General features: G+C 67.1%; 23 protein-coding genes. 18 read left to right on the top strand and 5 right to left on the bottom strand.

The features are described 5' to 3' along the window. The 6 genes from ACM6JT_RS03525 to ptsP all read left to right on the top strand — a co-directional run bounded on the left by ACM6JT_RS03525 (position 1) and on the right by ptsP (position 7,054). Positions 1-1,515: an ammonium transporter gene (locus ACM6JT_RS03525; RefSeq protein WP_034179124.1), complete on the top strand. Its 1,515-nt coding sequence runs from the start codon at positions 1-3 to the stop codon at positions 1,513-1,515. A 243-nt stretch (positions 1,516-1,758) separates the two neighbouring features. After that, a complete protein-coding gene (gene gshA / locus ACM6JT_RS03520; RefSeq protein WP_034179123.1) occupies positions 1,759-3,048 on the top strand; it encodes a glutamate--cysteine ligase in 1,290 nt (429 codons plus the stop codon). Positions 3,049-3,075: 27 nt separating this feature from the next. Beyond that, the gene (gshB, locus tag ACM6JT_RS03515) at positions 3,076-4,032 is read left to right on the top strand and encodes a glutathione synthase (RefSeq protein WP_034179122.1); all 957 of its coding nucleotides are present in this window, start codon (positions 3,076-3,078) and stop codon (positions 4,030-4,032) included. A 233-nt stretch (positions 4,033-4,265) separates the two neighbouring features. Continuing rightward, entirely contained in the window at positions 4,266-4,736 is a 471-nt protein-coding gene (locus ACM6JT_RS03510) for a PTS sugar transporter subunit IIA (protein WP_034179121.1), read from the top strand. Positions 4,737-4,810: 74 nt separating this feature from the next. After that, positions 4,811-5,080 carry an HPr family phosphocarrier protein gene (locus ACM6JT_RS03505; protein ID WP_414855971.1) on the top strand — a complete coding sequence of 90 codons (270 nt, stop codon included), beginning with the start codon at positions 4,811-4,813 and terminating at the stop codon, positions 5,078-5,080. A 201-nt stretch (positions 5,081-5,281) separates the two neighbouring features. Next, positions 5,282-7,054, top strand: a complete 1,773-nt coding sequence (ptsP, locus tag ACM6JT_RS03500; RefSeq protein ID WP_072437651.1) for a phosphoenolpyruvate--protein phosphotransferase — start codon at positions 5,282-5,284, stop codon at positions 7,052-7,054. A gap of 97 nt (positions 7,055-7,151) precedes the next feature. Here the strand turns inward: ptsP and ACM6JT_RS03495 are convergent, their stop codons facing one another. The 3 genes from ACM6JT_RS03495 to gpmA form a co-directional block, all read right to left on the bottom strand. Next, the gene (locus ACM6JT_RS03495; RefSeq protein ID WP_243564936.1) at positions 7,152-7,904 is read right to left on the bottom strand and encodes a HesA/MoeB/ThiF family protein; all 753 of its coding nucleotides are present in this window, start codon (positions 7,902-7,904) and stop codon (positions 7,152-7,154) included. A gap of 284 nt (positions 7,905-8,188) precedes the next feature. Beyond that, a complete protein-coding gene (locus ACM6JT_RS03490) occupies positions 8,189-9,739 on the bottom strand; it encodes a S41 family peptidase (RefSeq protein ID WP_414855970.1) in 1,551 nt (516 codons plus the stop codon). Between the two features lie 250 nt (positions 9,740-9,989). Then, positions 9,990-10,736 carry a 2,3-diphosphoglycerate-dependent phosphoglycerate mutase gene (gene gpmA / locus ACM6JT_RS03485; protein WP_105389624.1) on the bottom strand — a complete coding sequence of 249 codons (747 nt, stop codon included), beginning with the start codon at positions 10,734-10,736 and terminating at the stop codon, positions 9,990-9,992. A 134-nt stretch (positions 10,737-10,870) separates the two neighbouring features. On the opposite strand from gpmA, the gene ACM6JT_RS03480 reads away from it, so the two are divergent. From ACM6JT_RS03480 to ACM6JT_RS03460, 5 genes are all read left to right on the top strand, one after another. Continuing rightward, a complete protein-coding gene (locus tag ACM6JT_RS03480; protein WP_034179117.1) occupies positions 10,871-11,293 on the top strand; it encodes a rhodanese-like domain-containing protein in 423 nt (140 codons plus the stop codon). Next, on the top strand, positions 11,290-11,550 hold the full coding sequence (gene grxC / locus ACM6JT_RS03475; protein WP_034179116.1) for a glutaredoxin 3: 261 nt from the start codon (positions 11,290-11,292) through the stop codon (positions 11,548-11,550). The genes ACM6JT_RS03480 and grxC overlap by 4 nt, the downstream gene beginning before the upstream one ends. Before the next feature lie 108 nt (positions 11,551-11,658). Next, positions 11,659-12,138 (top strand): protein-export chaperone SecB, encoded by a 480-nt coding sequence (secB, locus tag ACM6JT_RS03470; protein WP_034179115.1) that lies wholly within the window; start codon positions 11,659-11,661, stop codon positions 12,136-12,138. 25 nt (positions 12,139-12,163) lie between these two features. Continuing rightward, entirely contained in the window at positions 12,164-13,162 is a 999-nt protein-coding gene (locus tag ACM6JT_RS03465; protein ID WP_034179114.1) for an NAD(P)H-dependent glycerol-3-phosphate dehydrogenase, read from the top strand. A 93-nt stretch (positions 13,163-13,255) separates the two neighbouring features. Then, positions 13,256-13,780 carry an O-acetyl-ADP-ribose deacetylase gene (locus ACM6JT_RS03460; RefSeq protein ID WP_217590793.1) on the top strand — a complete coding sequence of 175 codons (525 nt, stop codon included), beginning with the start codon at positions 13,256-13,258 and terminating at the stop codon, positions 13,778-13,780. A 22-nt stretch (positions 13,781-13,802) separates the two neighbouring features. On the opposite strand, the gene trmL is transcribed toward ACM6JT_RS03460, so the two are convergent. Both trmL and ACM6JT_RS03450 read right to left on the bottom strand, forming a co-directional pair. Further along, positions 13,803-14,273, bottom strand: a complete 471-nt coding sequence (trmL, locus tag ACM6JT_RS03455) for a tRNA (uridine(34)/cytosine(34)/5-carboxymethylaminomethyluridine(34)-2'-O)-methyltransferase TrmL (protein ID WP_034179112.1) — start codon at positions 14,271-14,273, stop codon at positions 13,803-13,805. A gap of 107 nt (positions 14,274-14,380) precedes the next feature. After that, the gene (locus tag ACM6JT_RS03450; protein ID WP_034179441.1) at positions 14,381-15,184 is read right to left on the bottom strand and encodes a phosphoribosyltransferase family protein; all 804 of its coding nucleotides are present in this window, start codon (positions 15,182-15,184) and stop codon (positions 14,381-14,383) included. A gap of 82 nt (positions 15,185-15,266) precedes the next feature. Between ACM6JT_RS03450 and ACM6JT_RS03445 the strand changes: the two genes are divergently transcribed. The 7 genes from ACM6JT_RS03445 (at position 15,267) to ACM6JT_RS03415 (ending at position 21,333) form a co-directional block, all read left to right on the top strand. Further along, the gene (locus tag ACM6JT_RS03445; protein WP_034179111.1) at positions 15,267-16,232 is read left to right on the top strand and encodes a methyltransferase domain-containing protein; all 966 of its coding nucleotides are present in this window, start codon (positions 15,267-15,269) and stop codon (positions 16,230-16,232) included. A 195-nt stretch (positions 16,233-16,427) separates the two neighbouring features. Continuing rightward, the gene (locus tag ACM6JT_RS03440; RefSeq protein WP_051983603.1) at positions 16,428-16,952 is read left to right on the top strand and encodes a DUF2244 domain-containing protein; all 525 of its coding nucleotides are present in this window, start codon (positions 16,428-16,430) and stop codon (positions 16,950-16,952) included. Between the two features lie 57 nt (positions 16,953-17,009). Then, complete coding sequence (gene coxB, locus ACM6JT_RS03435) at positions 17,010-18,611, top strand: cytochrome c oxidase subunit II (protein ID WP_217590794.1); 1,602 nt, start codon at positions 17,010-17,012, stop codon at positions 18,609-18,611. Positions 18,612-18,654: 43 nt separating this feature from the next. After that, on the top strand, positions 18,655-20,262 hold the full coding sequence (gene ctaD, locus ACM6JT_RS03430; protein ID WP_034179108.1) for a cytochrome c oxidase subunit I: 1,608 nt from the start codon (positions 18,655-18,657) through the stop codon (positions 20,260-20,262). Between the two features lie 69 nt (positions 20,263-20,331). Beyond that, the gene (locus tag ACM6JT_RS03425; protein WP_006760728.1) at positions 20,332-20,472 is read left to right on the top strand and encodes a cytochrome oxidase small assembly protein; all 141 of its coding nucleotides are present in this window, start codon (positions 20,332-20,334) and stop codon (positions 20,470-20,472) included. A gap of 35 nt (positions 20,473-20,507) precedes the next feature. Then, positions 20,508-21,116 (top strand): cytochrome c oxidase assembly protein, encoded by a 609-nt coding sequence (locus tag ACM6JT_RS03420; RefSeq protein ID WP_034179106.1) that lies wholly within the window; start codon positions 20,508-20,510, stop codon positions 21,114-21,116. A gap of 16 nt (positions 21,117-21,132) precedes the next feature. Then, the gene (locus ACM6JT_RS03415; protein WP_047899090.1) at positions 21,133-21,333 is read left to right on the top strand and encodes a DUF2970 domain-containing protein; all 201 of its coding nucleotides are present in this window, start codon (positions 21,133-21,135) and stop codon (positions 21,331-21,333) included. The last annotated feature ends 9 nt before the right edge of the window (positions 21,334-21,342 follow it).

Raw genomic sequence — 21,342 nt, 5'->3', positions numbered from 1 at the left:
ATGCGCAAACTTCTGATGTCCCTGCTGATGGCCGGCTCGCTGATCGCGGCCGGCGTCGGCCCCGCGCTCGCCGACGACGCGGCGTCCGCCGCGGCTGCGTCCGCGCCCGCCGCAACGGCTTCCGACGCATCGGCTGCCGCGGCACCCGCCGCGACGGCAAGCGCCGCGCCTGACGCATCCGCTGCAGCGGCCGCCGCCGCACCGGCTTCGGGCGCCGCCGACGCATCGGCCGCCGCCGCTGCGTCCGCGCCGGCCGCACCCGCCGCGCCGACCGCGCCGTTCTCCGTCGATTCGTCGAAGATCAGCGCCGGCGACACCGCGTGGATGCTGACCTCCACCGCGCTCGTGCTGTTCATGACGATCCCCGGCCTCGCGCTGTTCTACGCGGGCATGGTCCGCAAGAAGAACGTGCTCGCGACCGTGATGCAGAGCTTCGCGATCACCGCGGTGATCACGGTGCTGTGGACGGTGGTCGGCTACAGCCTCGCGTTCACGCCGGGCAACGGTTTCATCGGCGGCCTGTCGCGCGTGTTCCTGCACGGGATGAACTACATCAAGGGCGACAAGGCGACGACGCTGACCGTCAGCCACCTGGCGACGACGATTCCGGAATCGGTCTACTTCGTCTACCAGATGACGTTCGCGATCATCACGCCGGCGCTGATCTGCGGTGCGTTCGCCGACCGGATGAAGTTCTCGGCGATGCTCGTGTTCATGACGCTCTGGTCGCTGATCGTCTATGTGCCGATCGCGCACATGGTGTGGGAGCCGACCGGCTGGCTGTCGGCCGACGGCGTGCTCGACTTCGCGGGCGGCACGGTGGTGCACATCAACGCCGGTATCGCGGGCCTCGTGTCGTGCCTGGTGCTCGGCAAGCGCGTCGGCTACGGTCGCGAATCGATGGCGCCGCACAACCTCGTGCTGACGATGATCGGCGGCTCGATGCTGTGGGTCGGCTGGTTCGGCTTCAACGCGGGTTCGGCGGTCGCGGCTGATGGCCGTGCCGGCTTCGCGATGCTGACCACGCAAGTGGCGACGGCCTGCGCGGCGCTCGGCTGGATGTTTGCCGAATGGATCGCGAAGGGCAAGCCGTCGGTGCTCGGTATCGTGTCGGGCGCGGTCGCGGGTCTCGTGGCGATCACGCCGGCTGCCGGCTTCGTCGGCGTCGCCGGTGCGCTCGTGATCGGCATCGCGGCGGGCGTGATCTGCTTCTGGTCGGCCACGTGGCTCAAGTCGAAGCTCGGCTACGACGATTCGCTCGACGCGTTCGGCGTCCACGGCGTGGGCGGGATTCTCGGCGCGCTGCTGACGGGCGTGTTCGCGGTCAAGGACATCGGCGGCTTCGACGGCAGCCTGCTGCTGCAGGCGAAGGGCGTGCTGATCACGCTGGTCTACAGCGGCGTGCTGAGCTTCGTGCTGCTGAAGCTGATCGACCTGACGATGGGCTTGCGCGTGTCCGAAGAGGAAGAGCGCGAAGGCCTCGACGTGATCCTGCACGGCGAGCATGTCGAATAAGTCATAAGGATGCACGGCGGGCCGCCGCGGAGACGGCGCCCGCCACGAATGAGCGCAGCGACTTCGGCCCGCCCACCCGGCGGGCTTTTTTTCTCCTGCCGCGTGCTGCCGTAGCGCATAACCCTTCGCGCTATCGGGTCAATAGCCGAAAACTTCCTCCAAACCCTTGCGAAGCCGGGAACAATCCCCAAATGGACAGGGCAATTGCTCTACAATCTTCATTCTCCCGCTCGCGAGTGATTCATGGTTCCCCACCTCGTTACCGCGTTGAACGGTCCGCTGCTCGAACTCGAGCGGAAGATCCTCGACGCGACGCCTGCGATCGAACGCTGGTTCAGGCTCGAATGGCAGGAACATACCCCGCCGTTCTATTGTTCGGTGGACCTGCGCAACGCCGGCTTCAAGCTGGCGCCCGTCGACGCGAACCTGTTCCCCGGCGCGTTCAACAATCTGCCGTCCGAAGTGCTGCCGCTCGCCGTGCAGGCCGCGATGGCCGCGATCGAGAAGATCTGCCCGGACGCGAAGAACCTGCTCGTGATCCCCGAGCTGCCGACCCGCAACGCGTTCTACCTGGAAAACGTCGCGCGGCTCGCGACGATCATGCGCCAGGCCGGCCTGAACGTGCGCTTCGGCTCGCTCGACCCGAGCATCACCGACATGACGCCGATCACGCTGGCCGACGGGCAGAAGATCGTGCTCGAACCGCTCGAGCGTTCGCAGCGCCGCCTCGGCCTGAAGAATTTCGATCCGTGCTCGATCCTGCTGAACAACGACCTGTCGGCCGGTATCCCGGCCGTGCTGGAAAACCTGCACGAGCAGTACCTGCTGCCGCCGCTGCACGCGGGCTGGGCCGTGCGCCGCAAGTCGACGCACTTCTCGTGCTACGACGACGTCGCGAAGAAGTTCGCGAAGATGGTCGGCGTCGATCCGTGGATGGTGAATCCGTATTTCGCGCACGTCGAGGGTGTCGACTGGCAGGCGCATGAAGGCGAGCAGGCGCTCGCCGACGCGATCGACGGTGTGCTGAAGAAGATCGCGCGCAAGTACCGCGAATACGGGATCAGCGAGAAGCCGTACGTCGTCGTGAAGGCCGACGCGGGCACGGCGGGGCGCGGCGTGATGACCGTGCACGACGCGGCCGAGATCGGCCGCATGTCGAAGGCCGAGCGCGCGCAGATGGCCGAGTCGAAGGCCGGCCTCGCGGTGCGCGACGTGATCGTGCAGGAAGGCGTCTATACGTTCGAGCGCGTCGGCGACGAAGTGGCCGAGCCCGTCGTATACATGATCGACCGCTATGTGGTCGGCGGCTTCTACCGCACGCACGGCGGCCGCGAGCGCGACCAGAACCTGAACGCGCCCGGCATGCACTACGTGCCGCTCGGCTTCGAGCACACCGCGCTGCCGGATGCCGGCGCCAAGCCGGGCGCCGCGCCGCCTAACCGTTTCTACATGTACGGCGTCGTCGCGCGGCTGTCGCTGATCGCGTCGTCGATCGAACTGGAAAAGACCGATCCCGAAGCCATCCAGGTGTAACGGACCTTCGCTACGTACAGGACCCGCATGGACATTCTTTTTATCGCCGACCCGCTCGAGCGCTTCAAGATCTACAAGGATTCGACCTACGCGATGATGGCGGAGGCCGCGCGGCGCGGGCACGTGATCTACACGTGCGAGCCGCACCAGCTTGCGTGGACCGGGTCGGGCGTCGAGGCGGACGTGCAGCGCGTGACGATCGTCGGCGATACGGCCGACCTGCATCGCCATCCGTGGTACGAGGCGGCCGCGCATGAATCCCGTCAAATGACGTCGTTCGGCGCGGTGCTGATGCGCAAGGACCCGCCGTTCGACATGGAGTACGTGACGGCCACGTGGATGCTCGAACTGGCCGAGCGCGCGGGCGCGCGCGTGTTCAACAAGCCGCAGTCGATCCGCGACCATTCGGAGAAGCTGGCGATCGGCGAGTTTCCGCAATTCGTCGCGCCGACGCTGGTCACGCGCGATGCCGCGCGGTTGCGCGCGTTCCACGCCGAGCACGGCGACGTGATCGTGAAGCCGCTCGACGGCATGGGCGGGATGGGCGTGTTCCGCGTGAAGGCCGACGGGATGAATCTCGGCGCGATCATCGAGATGCTCGGCCACGACGGCACGCGCTCGCTGATGATTCAGAAGTTCATTCCCGAGATCAAGGCCGGCGACAAACGGATCCTGCTGATCGCGGGCGAGCCCGTGCCGTATTCGCTCGCGCGGATTCCGCAGGGCAGCGAGGTGCGCGGCAATCTCGCCGCGGGCGGGCTCGGCGTCGCGCAGCCGCTGACTGCCCGCGATCGCGAGATCGCCGGGACGCTCGGGCCCGTGCTCGCGTCGCGCGGGCTGCTGCTGGTCGGCCTCGATGCGATCGGCGACTGGCTGACCGAGGTGAACGTCACGAGTCCGACGTGCTTCCGCGAGATCATGGAGCAGACGGGCTTCGACGTCGCCGCGATGTTCATCGACGCGCTGGAGCGCGCGGCCGCGTAGGCCGTTTTCCCGCGCAACCCCGGCGGCGGCCCGCGCAGGTCCCCCGTCGCCGGAGCAGCTTGACCGGCCTGCTACAATGCCCGCTTGCCCGGTGCCGAGATCGGCGCACCGAAGGCCCGGCGGTCGGGCCGACACTGTTGCAAGGCTGAACATGAAACGCTTCCCACACTCGCTACGCTTTTTGCCCCGCCGCGGGGTATCGGCCCGCCAGGGGCGGCCGGGAGCGATCTGACATGGCCGGGATCCTGATCATCGCGCACGCACCGCTCGCCACCGCGCTGCGGGACTGCATCGCGCACATCTACGGCGGCGTGCCCGCGCGCATCGGCTGTATCGACGTGATGGCGGACAGCGATCCGACCCAGGTGATGGCGTTCGCGCACGCGGAACTCGCGCGGCTCAAGGAAGAGAACGGCGTGGTCGTGCTGACCGACATGTACGGCGCGACGCCCGCGAACATCGCGGGCCAGCTCGCGAAGATCGACAACGTGCGCGTGCTGGCGGGCGTGAACCTGCCGATGCTCGTGCGGGCCGTCTGCTATCGCACCGTGCCGCTCGACAAGCTCGTCGACAAGGCGCTGTCCGGCGGCGCGAAGGGCGTCCACGAAGTGGCGGCCGGCACGCCGCCGCCGCCGACGGAAGCCGGCTGCGGCCAGTGCGCGCCGATTCCGCCCGAACCGCAGCCGCGCACCGAATCGCACTGATCACTGCGTTTTTCGTTTTAGACAGCACCGCCGACGCGCACCGCCGGCGGCTCCGACCGACCCGACCGAGAATCATGCTTCAACAAGAAACCACTATCGTCAATAAATTGGGGCTCCATGCGCGCGCATCGGCCAAGCTTACGCAACTGGCCGGCAACTTCCAGTCGGAAGTCTGGATGACACGCAACGGGCGCAAGATCAATGCGAAGAGCATCATGGGCGTGATGATGCTGGCGGCGGGCATCGGCAGCACCGTGACGATCGAGACCGAAGGGCCCGACGAGCGGGAAGCGATGGGCGCGCTGCTGAAGCTGATCGCCGACAAGTTCGGCGAAGGCCAGTGATCGTCGCGCGGGATCGTTGCCGTTTCCAGCCAGAATGCCGCGGATTTCGCGGCATTTTTTTCGTCGAAAGCATTGATGCGGAATGCGCAATGTTGCGCTGCATGCAGTCAACAGGGAGTCGCGGAATTTATAATCGCTAACCGGGGTCATAAGCGCATCGCAGCAGTGTGCCGCGGCTTTACTTGTACAGAGGAGGTGCGCGTGTCCTTCACGCTGCAAGGCATTCCCGTCTCACGAGGTATCGCGATCGGGCGAGCGTATCTGATCGCGCCGGCGGCGCTCGACGTCGCCCATTACCTGATCGAGGCGAACCAGATCGACGCCGAAGTCGAGCGTTTCCGCACGGCGCTCGACGTCGTGCATCACGAACTCGAAGCGCTGCGCGCCGACCTGACCGACGACACGCCGAGCGAAGTGGGCGCATTCATCGACGTCCACATGATGATCCTGAGCGACGCGATGCTCGTGCAGGAAACCATCGACCTGATCCGCACGCGCCGCTACAACGTCGAGTGGGCGCTGACCGAGCAGCTCGAGCTGCTCACGCGCCACTTCGACGACATCGAGGACGAATACCTGCGCGAGCGCAAGGCCGACATCGAGCAGGTGGTCGAGCGCGTGCTGAAGGCGCTCGCCGGTGCGCCGTCCGCGTCGCAGGCGCTCGACCGCGCGGCCGCGAACGGCACCAACGAGATGATCGTCGTCGCGCACGACATCGCGCCGGCCGACATGATGCAGTTCAAGACGCAGTCGTTCCAGGCGTTCGTCACCGACCTCGGCGGCCGCACGTCGCACACGGCGATCGTCGCGCGCAGCCTCGGCATTCCGGCCGCGGTCGGCGTGCAGCACGCGAGCGCGCTGATCCGCCAGGACGACCTGATCATCGTCGACGGCGACCAGGGCATCGTGATCGTCGATCCGGCGCCGATCGTCCTCGAGGAATACTCGTACCGCCAGTCCGAGAAGCTGCTCGAGCAACGCAAGCTGCAGCGCCTGAAATTCTCGCCGACGCAAACGTTGTGCGGCACCAAGATCGACCTGTACGCGAACATCGAGCTGCCCGACGATGCGAAGGCGGCCGTCGACGCCGGCGCGGTCGGCGTCGGCCTGTTCCGCTCCGAGTTCCTGTTCATGCATCAGAAGGAGATGCCGGAAGAGGAGGAGCAGTTCGCCGCATACAAGCGGGCCGTCGAGTGGATGAAGGGCATGCCGGTGACGATCCGCACGATCGACGTCGGCGCGGACAAGCCGCTCGAGGCGCTCGACGAGGGCTACGAGACGGCGCCGAACCCGGCGCTCGGCCTGCGCGCGATCCGCTGGAGCCTGTCCGAGCCGCAGATGTTCCTCACGCAGTTGCGCGCGATCCTGCGCGCGTCCGCGTTCGGCCAGGTAAAGATCCTGATCCCGATGCTCGCGCACGCGCAGGAGATCGACCAGACGCTCGACCTGATCCGCGAGGCGAAGCGCCAGCTCGACGACGCGGGGCTCGCATACGATCCGAACGTGCGCATCGGCGCGATGATCGAGATTCCGGCCGCGGCGATCGCGCTGCCGCTGTTCCTGAAGCGGTTCGATTTCCTGTCGATCGGCACGAACGACCTGATCCAGTACACGCTCGCGATCGATCGCGCGGACAACGCGGTCGCGCACCTGTACGACCCGCTGCATCCGGCCGTGCTGCACCTGATCTCCTATACGTTGCGCGAAGCGAAGCGCGCGGGCGTGTCCGTGTCGGTGTGCGGCGAGATGGCGGGCGATCCGGCGCTCACGCGCCTGTTGCTCGGGATGGGGCTCACCGAGTTCTCGATGCACCCGAGCCAGCTGCTCGTCGTGAAGCAGGAGATCCTGCGCGCGCACCTGAAGGCGCTCGAGAAACCGACGGCCGACGTGCTTGCCGCATTCGAGCCGGAGGAAGTGCAGGCGGCGCTGAAGCGGCTGTCGGTCGCCGAGCCGCGCGCGGATGCGGCCGCTTAGGTCGCTTATGCCGCTTATGCAGCTCAGGCGCCCGCGGCGCCGCTAACTCCCGTGAAGTGTCATGCATGCGCCGGCCGGCGCATGCGTCCGACGCGCGTCAGTGCCGGCCCCCGCAGACGGGGCAGTCGGCCTGGCGCGCGATTTTCATCGTCGTCCATTCCATCCGCAGCGAATCGAGCATCATCAGCCGCCCGTTGAGCGTCGTGCCGATTTCGCCGATCACGCGCAGCGCTTCGGCAGCCTGCATCGCGCCGATGATCCCGACCGTCGGCGCGAACACGCCCATCGTCGCGCACGCGACTTCCTCGAACGGCTGGTCTTCCGGAAACACGCACGCATAGCAGGGTGCAGTTGCATCGCGGAAATCGAACGTGCTGATCTGTCCGTCGAAGCGCAGCGCGGCGCCCGACACGAGCGGCACGCCGTGCGCGACGCACGCGCGGTTGATCGCGTGCCGCGTCGCGAAGTTGTCGGTGCAGTCGAGCACGACGGTCGCGGCCGGCACGTGCGCGTCGAGCCACGCGTCGTCGACGCGCTCCGCGACCGCGTTCACCTTCACGTCGGGGTTCAGTTGCGCGAGCGCGTCGCGCCCCGATTCGACCTTGCTGCGGCCGACCGACGACGTCACGTGCAGGATCTGCCGCTGCAGGTTCGTGAGGTCGACCGTATCGGCGTCGACGAGCGTGATCGTGCCGACTCCCGATGCCGCGAGGTACATCGCGGCGGGCGAGCCGAGGCCGCCCGCGCCGACGACGATCGCGTGCGCGTCGAGAAAGCGCTGCTGCGCGTCGATGCCGATTTCGTCGACGAGGATGTGGCGGGAGTAGCGGAGGAGTTGATCGTCGTTCATGGGGAGATCGGGCGAAGCATGCCGCGGGCGGCGGCGCGGACGGTATCTGCGTATTTTAGTGCAGTGTTCGGCGCTAATCGGCACTGATGTGCTGCGCCTTCGCGCCCGTGGCTGCGTTGCAAATCCTCGCGATGCCACTGGGCATCGCTGCGGTTTGCGCCTTGCCACGAGCACGAATCCGCTGGCACATCAGCACCGCTTAGCACCGAACACTACACTAGGCGCACATGAAAAACGGGCCATCGCGGTCTTCCCGCGATGGCCCGTCGGATGCCGGCCGGCGCTTACTTCGGCGCCGACGCGGGCTTCGGTGCGGAAGCCGGCTTCGCGTTCGCGCCCGATGCCTTCGAGGCCGCGGCAGCCTTGCCGGCCGGGCTCTTCGTCGTGCTCTCGGCGAGCAGCGACTTCGATGCCTGGACGGTCTTGCCTTCGAGCTTGTTGAGCGCCTGCTGCATCATGAAGTCGTCGGCGCTGCCGAACTCGATCGGCTTGCGATCGCGGTCCTTCTGGCGTTGCTCCGGCGTCTTCTTGTCGTTCTGCTCTTCGAGGATGCGCAGTTGATCCATCCGGCGCTGCTCGCGTTCTTCCTGTTCCTTCTTCTCGTTCGGGTCCTGCGTGTTCGCGAGGTGGTTCGTGTAGTCGACCTCGCGCGTCACGAGCACGTCGTCCGGATCGCCGTCCGCGTACTGATCGACCGGCACGTCGGGCGTGATGCCCTTGTTCTGGATCGAGCGGCCGCTCGGCGTGTAGTAGTACGCGGTCGTCAGGCGCAGCGCGGTGTCGGCCGTCATCGGGCGGACCGTCTGCACCGAGCCCTTGCCGAACGTCGTCTTGCCCATGATCTGCGCGCGCTTCGAATCCTGCAGCGCGCCGGCGACGATTTCCGACGCGGACGCCGAATACGCGTTCGTCAGCACGATCATCGGCACGGTCTTGAAGACCGGCGGCAGGTTCTTCAGCGGATCGCCGTCGAAGGACGGCAGGCGATAGTTGTCGTACGTATCGCGGTAGACCTGCTTCGAATCGGGGATCTGGCCGTTGGTCGACACGACGACGGAGTCGGGCGGCAGGAACGCGCCGGCCACGCCGACCGCGCTCTGCAGCAGGCCGCCGCCGTTGTTGCGCAGGTCGAGGACCAGGCCCTTCAGGTTCGGCTGCTGGCGCGCGATGTCCTGCAGCTTCGCGGCGAGATCGGGCGTCGTGCGCTCCTGGAAGCTCGTGATGCGGATATACGCATAGCCGGGGTCGAGCATCTTCATCTTCACGCTCTGGACCCTGATGATCGCGCGCGTGACCGTGACCGGGAACGTGCGGTCGTCGCTCTTGCGGAAGATCGTCAGCGTGACCTTGGTGCCCGGCTCGCCGCGCATCTGCTTGACGGCCTTGTCGAGCGTCATGCCGCGCACCGGCTTGTCGTTGATGCGCGTGATCAGGTCGCCCGGACGGATGCCGGCGCGGAATGCGGGGGTGTCCTCGATCGGCGAGATCACCTTGACGAGGCCGTCTTCCTGCGAGATCTCGATGCCGAGACCCGCGAAGCGGCCCTTCGTCTGCTCCTGCAGCTCGTCATAGTCGGTCTTGTCGAGGAACGACGAGTGCGGATCGAGGCTCGACACCATGCCCTTGATCGCCGCCGTCAGCAGCTTCTTGTCGTCGACCGGTTCGACGTACTCGCGCTTGATCTGGCCGAATACTTCCGCGAACAGGCGGAGCTGGTCGAGGGGAAGCGGCGCCGTGGCGGTCTGCTCGGCCGACGCGGAAATCTGCAGCGTGGCGAACACGCCCGTGGCGAGGCCCGCGGCAATCAGGCCGATGTTCTTCAATTTCATTCGCATAGAGAGTCTGGTGCGGTCGGGAAGCGCGTGGCGGTAGCGGGGATGTAGCGGACAAGTATAACTGTTCGTCCGATAACTCAGTGGAACGCCGCGAAAAGCGGCGAACAGGTGCCATGGGCCGGGCCCGGAGCAGGCCCGGCGGGGCGCCGCCGGGCGCGCTGCGGGTTCGAAAGCGGGTTCGACCGCAGCGGGGCCGCGAAGGTTCGCGCGGCGTGCCGCGCCGGACGCGGCACGCCCGGCGCGACGGGCGTCAGCCCGCCTTGCCCTGCTTCGCGACGGCGGCCTGCGCCTGCGCGATCGCGTCCTGGTCGCCGAGGTAATAGTGCTGGATCGGCTTCAGGTTCTCGTCGAGTTCATACACGAGCGGCACGCCGTTCGGGATGTTCAGGCCGACGATGTCGCTGTCCGAGATGCCGTCGAGGTACTTGATCAGCGCGCGCAGCGAGTTGCCGTGCGCGGCGATCAGTACCTGCTTGCCGGCGCGGACCGCGGGCGCGATCGACTCGTTCCACAGCGGCAGCACGCGCGCGACCGTGTCCTTCAGGCACTCGGTGAGCGGCAGTTGCTCGCGCGGCACCTTCGCATAGCGCGGGTCGTTGAACGGCGCGCGCTCGTCGGTCGGTTCGAGCGCGGGCGGCGGCGTATCGTAGCTGCGGCGCCAGACGAGCACCTGGTCGTCGCCGAACTTCGCGGCCGTTTCCGCCTTGTTCAGCCCAGACAGCGCGCCGTAGTGGCGCTCGTTCAGGCGCCACGAGTGGACGACCGGCAGGTACATGAGGTCCATCCGGTCCTGCACGTGCCACAGCGTGCGGATCGCGCGCTTGAGCACCGACGTGTACGCGATGTCGAACGTGTAGCCGGCCTCCTTGAGCAATTCGCCGGCCTGGTAGGCCTCGTTGCGACCCTGTTCGGTCAGGTCGACGTCGACCCAGCCGGTGAAGCGGTTTTCCTTGTTCCACGTCGATTCGCCGTGGCGGATGAGAACGAGTTTGTACATGGATCTTGCGGTCGGTAGTGAAGGAAGCGGTGCGCGTCGCGCGGCACCCGACCCGGGCCCGCCATCGCGCAAGGCGGTTATTTTATAATGGCGGGATTGTCCTCATCCGATTTCTCTTTTTCCGGCGGAATTCCGTGACGTTCTTTACCGATTACACGAACCTGGCCCTCATCGCGATCCTGCTGGTATCCGGCGGCCTGCTGGCGTGGCCCGCCCTGCGCCGCGGCCGCGGCGGCCTGTCGGCCGCGGAGGCCACCCAGCTCATCAACCGCCGCAATGCGGTCGTGATCGACGTGCGCGCCGCGTCCGATTTCGCCGCCGGCCACCTGCCGTCGGCGCGTCAGGTCGCGGCGGGCGAGATCGGCGCGAAGATCGCGCAGGTCGCGAAGAACAAGAGCACGCCGGTGCTGCTCGTCTGCCAGAATGGCCAGCAGTCGCAGAAGGCGGCGCGCGAGGTCGAGGCGGCGGGCTATGCGGAGGTGCACGTGCTCGAGGGCGGCGTGGCTGCCTGGCAGCAGGCCGGGATGCCGGTCGTCAAACAAGGAGTGGCGAAGTGAACAAGGTTTTGATGTACAGCACGCAGGTGTGTCCGTATTGCATGCAGGCCGAGCGCCTGCTGAAGCTGCGCGGTGTCGAGCAGATCGAAAAGGTGCTGATCGACCGCGATCCGGCGCGCCGCGAGGAAATGATGACGCGCACGGGGCGCCGCACGGTGCCGCAGATCTATATCGGCGACACGCACGTCGGCGGCTACGACGATCTGTCGAAGCTCGACCGCGAAGGCGGGCTCGCGCCGCTTCTGCAAGCGGCCTGATTAGGGCAGAATGGCCGCCGGCCGCGCCGCGGCTTGGGCGCGCAGGATTCATCCGTGGCGGCCGGCGAGAAGCCGGGCCGCTCCGTCACCACTTTTTTGGGAAACACCATGTCCGACGTCGAAAACCAACCGTTCTTCAACATCCAGCGCGTCTACTTGAAGGATATGTCGCTCGAGCAGCCGAATTCGCCGGCCATCTTCCTCGAGCAGGACATGCCGTCGGTTGAAGTCGAAGTCGACGTCAAGGCCGACCGCCTCGCGGAAAGCGTGTTCGAAGTCGTCGTGTCGGGTACCGTCACCGCGAAGGTGAAGGACAAGGTCGCGTTCCTGATCGAAGCGAAGCAGGCCGGCATTTTCGACATTCGCAACATTCCGGACGAACAGCTCGACCCGCTGGTCGGCATCGCTTGCCCGACGATCCTGTTCCCGTACCTGCGCTCGAACATCGCCGACGCGATCACGCGTGCGGGCTTCCCGCCGATCCACCTGGCGGAAATCAACTTCCAGGCGCTGTACGAGCAGCGTCTCGCGCAGCTTCAGCAGCAGGCCGGCGCCGCAGGCGCGCCGAACGGCACGACGCTGAACTGACGTTTCACACGGACCGGTGCTGGGTATGAAAGTAGCCGTTCTCGGCGCCGGTGCCTGGGGCACCGCGCTCGCGGGCCATCTGGCCGCGCGGCACGATACGCTTCTGTGGGCGCGCGACGCCGCGCTCATCGCCGGGCTGCAGGCCCGGCACGAAAATTCCCGCTATCTGGACGGCATCGCGCTGCCTGACGCATTGCGCTACGACGCCGATCTCGGCGCCGCGCTCGCGCATGGCGCCGCGGACGACGCGCTGTGCGTGATCGCCGCGCCCGTGGCCGGGCTGCGCACGCTGTGCCACGCGATGCACGACGCAGGCTGCGTGCCCGCGCACATTGTCTGGGTCTGCAAGGGCTTCGAGGCCGACACGCATCTGCTGCCGCATCAGGTGATCGCGGCCGAGCTGCCCGAACAGCGCAGCAACGGCGTGCTGTCGGGGCCGAGCTTCGCGCGCGAGGTCGGACAGTCGCTGCCCGTCGCGCTGACGGTGGCGAGCACGTCCGCCGAATGCCGCGAGCGCACGCTCGCCGCGTTCCATCACGGCGCGATGCGGATCTATACGGGCGACGACGTGGTCGGCGTCGAGGTTGGCGGCGCGGTGAAGAACGTGCTCGCGATCGCGACCGGCATTTCCGACGGCCTCGGCCTCGGGCTGAACGCGCGCGCCGCGCTGATCACGCGCGGCCTCGCCGAAATGTCACGGCTCGGCGTCGCGCTCGGCGGCCGCGCGGAAACCTTCACCGGCCTCACGGGCCTCGGCGACCTGATCCTCACCGCGACGGGCGACCTGTCGCGCAACCGCACGGTCGGCCTGCAACTGGCGGCCGGCCGCACGCTGAACGACATCCTCGGTGCGCTCGGCCACGTGGCCGAAGGCGTGCGCTGCGCGCAGGCCGTGCTGGCGATCGCGCACGCGCAATCGATCGAGATGCCGATCACCGAAGCCGTGTGCGGCGTGCTGTTCGACGGCATCGCGCCGCGCGACGCCGTCAGCGGCCTGCTGCGGCGCGACGCGCGCGCCGAGTAGCGCGGCCGGGCGCCGCCCGGTGCGGTCGCGTCAAGCGCGCGGCGCCAAAGCGCACTACGCTTGAACAAGTCTCCGGCGTTTCGGGAGGTTGTCATGCTGCAGATCCAATCCACCACGCTCGACGCGCAACTCGTCGACATCACGACGCTCGATGTCGACGCGATCGTCAACGCCGCGAACGGCTCGCTGCTCGGCGGGGGCGGTGTCGACGGCGCGATTCACCGCGCTGCCGGCCCCGGCCTGCTCGCCGAGTGCCGCACGCTCGGCGGCTGCGATACGGGCGACGCGAAGCTCACGCGCGGCCACGGGCTGCCGGCGCGCTACGTGATCCATGCGGTCGGGCCGGTGTGGCACGGCGGCGATCGCGGCGAGCGCGACCTGCTCGCATCGTGCTACCGGCGCGCGATCGAGCTGGCCGAAGAGGTGGCCGCGACGTCGATCGCGTTTCCGGCGATCAGTTGCGGCATCTATCGTTATCCGGCCGGCGAGGCCGTCGACATTGCAGTCGGCACCGTCGTCGAAATGCTGCCGCAGGCGCCGAGCCTCGCACGCGTGGTGTTCGCGTGCTTTTCCCCCGACATCCACGACCTGTATCGCGCGCGGCTCGCGCGCAACTGACGCGGCTCGCGCCGCGTACGCATCACGCGCCGCCTTCGAAGCCGGCCTGGCGCCACGCCTCGAACACGACCACCGCGACCGTGTTCGACAGGTTCAGGCTGCGGTTGTCCGGCCGCATCGGCAGGCGCACGCGCTGTTCGTTCGGGAAGCGTTCGAGCAGCGCGGCGGGCAGGCCGCGCGTCTCCGAGCCGAACACGAACCAGTCGCCCGGCAGGAACGCATGATCGTGGAAGCGGCCCGAGCCGCGTGTCGTGAACGCGAACATCCGCGCGGGATCGGGCGATTCGGCCGCGACGAACGCGTCCCAGTCGCGGTGCACGCGCATCTGCGCATACTCGTGATAGTCGAGGCCGGCACGGCGCATCCGTGCGTCGTCGAGCGGAAAGCCGAGCGGCTCGATCAGGTGCAGGTGCGCGCCGGTGTTGGCGCACAGGCGGATCACGTTGCCGGTGTTCGGCGGAATTTCGGGAGCGACGAGGACGACGTTGAACATGTTTCGGTTTGGCTGGGCCGGCCGGTGCGGAGCAATGCGCGCTCGTTCCCGGCCGGCCGGTTCGTGACGGCCGCGGCCGCGTGCAGGCGGCCGGCCTCTCTATTTAATTAATCCCTGGCGGTGCGCAGCGCAACCAGATTCGTCACGCGCGCGGCGCCCGCCGCCTTCAGTGCGTGCGCGGCGGCCGCGAGCGTCGCGCCGGACGTCATCACATCGTCGACGAGCGCGACGTGGCGGCCAGTGACGTCGCCGGCCACCGCGAACGCCGACATCACGTTGTCGCGCCGCGCGCGCAGGGCGAGCCGCGACTGCGGCGCGGTGTCGGCGACGCGCGCGAGCAGTGCCGCATCCGCGCGCACGCCGAGCCGGCGCGCGAGCGGCCGCGCGATCGCCCATGCCTGGTTGTAGCCGCGTGCGACGAGCCGCCGGTGCGACAGCGGCACCGGCGCGACCAGGTCGAAGCCGCCGGTGCCGCGCGTATCGTCGACCAGCCGGGCGAGCCGGGCCGCGAATTCGGCGCCGAGCGCGAGCCGCGCGTGAAACTTCAGACCGCGCGCGAGCCCGTCGAGCGGCGCGCGGTAATCCGCGAGCGCGAGCGTCGCGTCGAACGGCGGCGCCGCCGTGCGGCACGCGTCGCAACGGTACGCGGCCGCGCGGCCGGCGCGGCCGTGCCCGCCACGGAGCGGGCGCGAACGCGGCTGCCCGACACTTAGCGGCAGCGCGCAGATGTCGCAGCGCAGCCGCGCTTCATTCCAGTACGCGGCGTCGCAGGCAATGCAAATCACGGCGTGTGACAAATTGCCGCACAGTGCGCAGCGATTCGGCAGCGCGATCGCGGCGACGCGCGCAGCCAGCGCGCGAACCTGCGACAAAACGACGCGCATCGTGCGCGGAGCAGAACTGCGGATCATCGCGAACACTCCTGGCGGCCCGCCTCGATGAAGCCTGCGGGGCGAGCGAGTATACTTCGGGCTCTTCGCCAGTGTGCCCGACATGTCCCCAGCTTCGACTTCAACCGGCCGTCCGGCCAATGACGCCAGGCGCCTGCGGCGGATCTTCGATCGCCGTGCCGCCACGTTCGACGCGGTCGCGTTCCTGCCGCGCGAGATCGCGCAACGGATGAACGAGCGTCTCGAATACATCAAGGTGAGCCCCACGGCCGTGCTCGATGCGGGCTGCGGCCCGGGCGACGATCTGCCGGCGCTGCGCGCGCGCTTTCCTGAAGCGCCCGTATTCGGCGTCGACCTGTCCGGCGCGATGCTTGCGCGGGCCGGTCAGCGCGAGGTCGAGCAGGCGAGCTGGCGCCGCTGGCTGCCGGCCTCGCTCGGCCGGGCGCTGGGCCAGCGCGGCCCGCGCGTCGCGCAGGCCGACTTCGCTGCGCTGCCGTTTTCGGGCGGCGCGTTCGACCTGATCTGGTCGAATCTCGCGCTCCACTGGCATTCGCGCCCCGACGCGGTGCTGCCCGAATGGCAGCGCGTGCTGCGCGTGAACGGGCTGCTGATGTTCAGCACGCTCGGCCCCGACACGCTGCGCGAGCTGCGCGCGGCCTGCGCGGACGCTGAAGCGGCGCTCGGCATTGCGCCGCCCGCCGCGCGCGTGATCGATTTCGTCGACATGCACGACCTCGGCGACATGCTCGTCGAGAGCGGCTTCGAGATTCCCGTGATGGATCAGGAAGTGCTGACCGTCACGTACAAATCCCCCGATTCCCTGCTGGCCGACGTGCGCCGCTGGGGCGCCTATCCGTTCGAGCGGGCGGCGCCGCAGCGCGCGACGCGACGCTTTCGCGCGGCGCTCGGCGACGCGCTGGAAGCGCGCCGGCGCGCGGACGGCACGATTGCGCTGACCTTCGAGGTGATCTACGGCCACGCATGGAAGGCCGTCCCGCGCACGACCGCCGAAGGGCACGGGATCGTGCGCATCGAGGACATCGGAAAGGGGCGTCCGAAGAATCGGTAAAGCGGTAAAGAGGGGTTTTGTTATGTCCGAAATTAGCGGCGCAAAGCGGGGTCGAATTGGCGCCAAAAATGGCCGGAAAGCTTGTCGCGCTTGGCTTGGCGGGCGATAGGCGCTTGCTTGTGGATGCCATTGAACCCGCCTATAATGCGTCAGCTTGTCGTCCCGGGGTCCCCGCAATACGGGGCGACGAGTCCGATGCAGGCATGCATCGCATGCCATTCGCGTGAGGCGGCGATGGAAGCAGCGAGGGTTTTGGCGGAGACGACGAACGGCGAGCCGGTCCTCGAAGACTGGCTCATGAAACGCAACTGTTCGGCGTCGCCGCGCCAGTTCGTGCTGTTTTACGCGTCGCTCGCTGGCTTCTCGCTGGTGATCGCGACGTTGCTGATGTGGCGGGGGGCTTGGCTCGTCATGCCCTTCACCGGAATCGAGTTGCTGGCTGTGGGTGTCGCATTCGCGATCTATGCTCGCCATGCGGTCGATTACGAACGCATCAGGCTGTTCCCGCACCGGCTCGTGATCGAGCGGATGGATGCGGAGCGGCTCACGCAGATCGAATTCAACCCGCGCTGGGTGCGGGTCGAGCCGGGCGCGACGCCACGCGATCCGATTCGGCTGGTATCGCGCGGGCAGACCGTCGTAATCGGGCAGCATCTCGCGCAGTACAAGCGTGCGCAGTTCGCCGACGAACTGCGCATGTCGCTCAGGCGCTGCGGCTGACGAGGCGCGGGCACCGGCCGGGAACAGGCCGGCGGCTTGCGACGGGGGAGGGTTTGAATGGAAATTTTGGGTAAGGATGCTATGAAAACAATCAAGCGAGCCCTCACGGGCGTGCTGGCATGCAGCGGATTGCTCTTTGCCGGTGCCGCCCTGGCGGTCGGTGATAGCCCGGGCGGCCCCCGCGTCAACGAGATCAACTTTCAGCCGCCGGTCACGAAAATCGCCGAGGAGCTCTACGATCTCCACACGATGATGCTGATCCTGTGTACGGTGATCTTCGTCGGCGTGTTCGGCGTGATGTTCTATTCGATCTTCGCGCACCGCAAATCCAAAGGCCACAAGGCCGCCAATTTCCATGAAAGCACGACCGTCGAGATCATCTGGACGATCGTGCCGTTCGTCATCGTCGTGCTGATGGCGCTGCCGGCGACGAAGGCCGTCGTCGCGATGAAGGACACGACCAACGCCGATCTCACGATCAAGGTCACCGGCTACCAGTGGAAGTGGGGCTACGACTACGTGAAGGGCCCGGGCGAGGGCATCGGCTTCCTGTCGACGCTGACCACCCCGCGCGACGAAGTGATGGGCAAGAAGCCGATCACCGACACCTATCTGCAGGAAGTCGACAACCCGCTCGTCGTGCCGGTCAACAAGAAGATCCGCATCATCACGACCGCGAACGACGTCGTCCACTCGTGGTACGTGCCCGCGTTCGGCGTGAAGCAGGATGCGATTCCCGGCTTCGTGCGCGACACGTGGTTCAAGGCCGACAAGGTCGGCACCTTCCGCGGTTTCTGTACCGAGCTGTGCGGCAAGGAGCACGCGTACATGCCGGTCGTAGTCGTTGTCCTGTCGGAAGACGACTACGCGAAGTGGGTCACCGCGCAGAAGGCCAAGCTGGCCGGCGCGGCGGTCGATCCGAACAAGGTCTACACGATGGCCGAACTCGTCGCGCACGGCGAGGAAGTCTACAAGGCGAACTGCGCGGCCTGCCACCAGGTGAGCGGCAAGGGCCTCGGCGCATTCCCGGCGATGGACGGCAGCCCGATCGTGAACGGCCCGATCGCCGGCCACGTCGAGCGCGTGCTGCTGGGCAAGGGCGCAATGCCGTCGTGGGCGTCGCTGTCGGACCTCGACATCGCATCGGTCATCACGTACGAGCGCAATTCGTGGGGCAACCACAAGAACGACCTGCTGCAGCCGAAGCAAGTGGCTGACGCGCGCAACGGCAAGATGCCGGAAGACGCGGCAGGCGCAGCGGCGTCGGCCGACGCGGCTTCGGCACCGGCGCAAGCCGCGTCGGGCGCGGCCGAGCAGCCGGCGGCAGCATCGGCAGCGGCATCGGTCGCGTTGTCGACGATCTACTTCGAGACGGGCAAGAGCGTGCTGCCGGCCGACGCGAAAGCGGCGATCGCCGCCGCGGCCGACTATGCGAAGGCACATCCGGACGCGAAGCTCGCGCTGTCGGGCTTCACCGACAAGACGGGCTCGGCCGACGCGAACGCCGAACTGGCGAAGCACCGCGCACAAGCCGTGCGCGACGCGCTGAAGGCAGCAGGCGTGGCGGAAGACCACATTATTCTCAAAAAGCCGGAAACGATCTCGGGCGGGGCAGACGCGAAGGAAGCCCGGCGTGTCGAGATCGGGCCGGCGGCTTGACGTGTCGCTGAGTTAGTCGACGTATTCGCATTAGGAGATTCTCATGTCTAGCATCGGGCACGACGTAGCCGCGGACCACGCGCACGACGACCACGCGCACGAAATGCCGCACGGCTGGCGGCGCTGGCTGTTCGCCACCAACCACAAGGACATCGGTACGCTGTACCTGCTGTTCTCGTTCATCATGTTCCTGTCGGGCGGCGTGATGGCGCTCGGCATCCGTGCCGAACTGTTCGAGCCGGGCCTGCAGATCATGCGTCCGGAGTTCTTCAACGAACTCACGACGATGCACGGCCTGATCATGGTGTTCGGCGCGATCATGCCGGCGTTCGTCGGCTTCGCGAACTGGATGATTCCGCTGCAGATCGGCGCGTCCGACATGGCGTTCGCGCGGATGAACAACTTCAGCTTCTGGCTGCTGCCGGTCGCGGCAGTGCTGCTGGTCGGCTCGTTCTTCGCGCCGGGCGGCGCGACGGCCGCCGGCTGGACGCTGTACGCGCCGCTGTCGACGCAGATGGGCCCGGGCATGGACTTCGCGATCTTCGCGGTGCACATCATGGGCGCGTCGTCGATCATGGGCGGGATCAACATCGTCGTGACGATCCTGAACATGCGCGCACCTGGCATGACGCTGATGAAGATGCCGATGTTCGCGTGGACGTGGCTGATCACGGCCTACCTGCTGATCGCCGTGATGCCGGTTCTGGCAGGCGCGATCACGATGGTGCTGTTCGACCGCCACTTCGGCACGTCGTTCTTCAACGCGGCAGGCGGCGGCGACCCGGTGATGTACCAGCACATCTTCTGGTTCTTCGGCCACCCCGAGGTGTACATCATGATTCTGCCGGCGTTCGGGATCGTGTCGCAGGTGATCCCGGCGTTCTCGCGCAAGACGCTGTTCGGCTATAGCTCGATGGTGTACGCGACGGCTTCGATCGCGATCCTGTCGTTCATGGTCTGGGCACACCACATGTTCGCCACGGGCATGCCGGTCACCGGTCAGCTGTTCTTCATGTACGCGACGATGCTGATCGCCGTGCCGACGGGCGTGAAGGTGTTCAACTGGCTCGCGACGATGTGGCGCGGCTCGATGACGCTCGAAACCCCGATGCTGTTCGCGATCGGCTTCCTGTTCGTGTTCACGTTCGGCGGCCTGACGGGCCTGATGCTCGCGATGGCGCCGCTCGACATCCAGTATCACGGCACCTACTTCGTGGTGGCGCACTTCCACTACGTGCTGGTGGCCGGCTCGCTGTTCGCGCTGTTCTCGGGCTGGTACTACTGGGCACCGAAGTGGACGGGCTGGATGTACAACGAGACGCGCGGCAAGATCCACTTCTGGGCGTCGATGATCTTCTTCAACCTGACGTTCTTCCCGATGCACTTCGTCGGCCTCGCGGGCATGCCGCGTCGTTATGCGGACTACCCGGCGCAGTTCACGGACTTCAACCAGGTGGCGACGATCGGCGCATTCGGCTTCGGCCTCGCGCAGGTGTACTTCCTGTTCGCGGTCGCGCTGCCGGCCTACCGTGGCGGCGGCGATCTGGAAAAGGCGTCGGACAAGCCGTGGGACGGCGCGACGGGCCTCGAGTGGACGGTGCCGAGCCCGGCTCCGTTCCATACGTTCGAGCAACCGCCGCACGTCGAATAAGTTTCACAGTGCGCTTAGCCGCTGCCTGCCGCGCAGGCAGGCGCGGCGGGCGCCGAACCGAAGTTTCAGATGAACCGGAATCCACAAGAAAGACGAACGCCCGAGCAGATCCGCGCGGGCAACAAGCGGCTCGGCCTCATCCTGCTCGTCATCGCCGCCGTTTTTTTTGTGGGTGTCGTGATCAAGCAGTGGTGGCTGTCCACTCACTGATGCAGTAACTGACGCAGTAGCGAGGAAGTTGTCGTATGTCGAAGCCGGAAGAGGGCGCCGTCGATCGCGCGTTCAATCGTTCGATGCTGGTGAAGCTCTTCGTCGTGGCCGGGCTGATGTTCGGTTTCGGCTTCGCGCTGATCCCGATGTATCGGGCGATCTGCCAGATCACCGGCATCAACAACCTGGTGCAGCGCGACGTCAGCGAGCGCGAGGTGAAGAACTCGCAGGTCGACACCAGCCGCACGGTGTCGGTCGAGTTCGATGCGAACGCGCGCGGCCCGCTCGGTTTCAAGCCGGAGCACAACAGTCTCGACGTGCATCCGGGCGAGCTGACGACGATCGTATACGACGTGACGAACGGGCAGGGCCGGCCGGTCGTTGCACAGGCGATTCCGAGCTACGCGCCGAAGCAGGCGACGGAGTTCTTCAAGAAGATCGAATGCTTTTGCTTCACGCAGCAGACGCTGGCCGCGCACGAGTCGCGCAAGATGCCGGTGGTGTTCGTGATCGATCCGAAATTGCCGAAGGACGTGAAGACGATCACGCTGTCGTACACGTTCTTCGAGCTGAATACGCCGGCCGCGCCGGCGCCGGCGACGCGCAGTACCGCGGCGCAGGGCGCGGCGAAGCCGGATGCATGACGACGGAGACGGGGCGATGACGGAGGGTAAGCGGGGCGGGTCGTTCGGCCAGGCGGTGAAAGCGGTGCTGTGGTCGTTCTTCGGGGTGCGCAAGCGGCGCGACCTGGAAGCCGATGCGACGCAACTCAATCCGCTGCACGTGCTGATCGTCGCGTTGATCGCGGCCGGCGTGTTCATCGGCGTGTTGATCCTGATCGTGCGTGCCGTCGTGGGCTGAGGCCTGACG

This window comes from Burkholderia sp. IT-111MI5 (genome assembly GCF_949752865.1).
In the GTDB taxonomy this organism is placed as follows: domain Bacteria; phylum Pseudomonadota; class Gammaproteobacteria; order Burkholderiales; family Burkholderiaceae; genus Burkholderia; species Burkholderia pyrrocinia_C.
This window is presented reverse-complemented; position numbering and strand designations above follow the sequence as displayed.

Bases quoted from the DNA above. Each gene is read 5' to 3' on its own strand.
- ACM6JT_RS03525 (WP_034179124.1), top strand. From the start codon at position 1: ATGCGCAAACTTCTGATGTCCCTGCTGATGGCCGGCTCGCTGATCGCG.
- gshA (WP_034179123.1), top strand. From the start codon at position 1,759: ATGGTTCCCCACCTCGTTACCGCGTTGAACGGTCCGCTGCTCGAACTC.
- gshB (WP_034179122.1), top strand. From the start codon at position 3,076: ATGGACATTCTTTTTATCGCCGACCCGCTCGAGCGCTTCAAGATCTAC.
- ACM6JT_RS03510 (WP_034179121.1), top strand. From the start codon at position 4,266: ATGGCCGGGATCCTGATCATCGCGCACGCACCGCTCGCCACCGCGCTG.
- ACM6JT_RS03505 (WP_414855971.1), top strand. From the start codon at position 4,811: ATGCTTCAACAAGAAACCACTATCGTCAATAAATTGGGGCTCCATGCG.
- ACM6JT_RS03495 (WP_243564936.1), bottom strand. From the start codon at position 7,904: ATGAACGACGATCAACTCCTCCGCTACTCCCGCCACATCCTCGTCGAC.
- ACM6JT_RS03490 (WP_414855970.1), bottom strand. From the start codon at position 9,739: ATGCGAATGAAATTGAAGAACATCGGCCTGATTGCCGCGGGCCTCGCC.
- gpmA (WP_105389624.1), bottom strand. From the start codon at position 10,736: ATGTACAAACTCGTTCTCATCCGCCACGGCGAATCGACGTGGAACAAG.
- secB (WP_034179115.1), top strand. From the start codon at position 11,659: ATGTCCGACGTCGAAAACCAACCGTTCTTCAACATCCAGCGCGTCTAC.
- ACM6JT_RS03465 (WP_034179114.1), top strand. From the start codon at position 12,164: ATGAAAGTAGCCGTTCTCGGCGCCGGTGCCTGGGGCACCGCGCTCGCG.
- ACM6JT_RS03460 (WP_217590793.1), top strand. From the start codon at position 13,256: ATGCTGCAGATCCAATCCACCACGCTCGACGCGCAACTCGTCGACATC.
- trmL (WP_034179112.1), bottom strand. From the start codon at position 14,273: ATGTTCAACGTCGTCCTCGTCGCTCCCGAAATTCCGCCGAACACCGGC.
- ACM6JT_RS03450 (WP_034179441.1), bottom strand. From the start codon at position 15,184: ATGATCCGCAGTTCTGCTCCGCGCACGATGCGCGTCGTTTTGTCGCAG.
- ACM6JT_RS03445 (WP_034179111.1), top strand. From the start codon at position 15,267: ATGTCCCCAGCTTCGACTTCAACCGGCCGTCCGGCCAATGACGCCAGG.
- ACM6JT_RS03440 (WP_051983603.1), top strand. From the start codon at position 16,428: ATGCAGGCATGCATCGCATGCCATTCGCGTGAGGCGGCGATGGAAGCA.
- coxB (WP_217590794.1), top strand. From the start codon at position 17,010: ATGGAAATTTTGGGTAAGGATGCTATGAAAACAATCAAGCGAGCCCTC.
- ctaD (WP_034179108.1), top strand. From the start codon at position 18,655: ATGTCTAGCATCGGGCACGACGTAGCCGCGGACCACGCGCACGACGAC.
- ACM6JT_RS03425 (WP_006760728.1), top strand. From the start codon at position 20,332: ATGAACCGGAATCCACAAGAAAGACGAACGCCCGAGCAGATCCGCGCG.
- ACM6JT_RS03420 (WP_034179106.1), top strand. From the start codon at position 20,508: ATGTCGAAGCCGGAAGAGGGCGCCGTCGATCGCGCGTTCAATCGTTCG.
- ACM6JT_RS03415 (WP_047899090.1), top strand. From the start codon at position 21,133: ATGACGGAGGGTAAGCGGGGCGGGTCGTTCGGCCAGGCGGTGAAAGCG.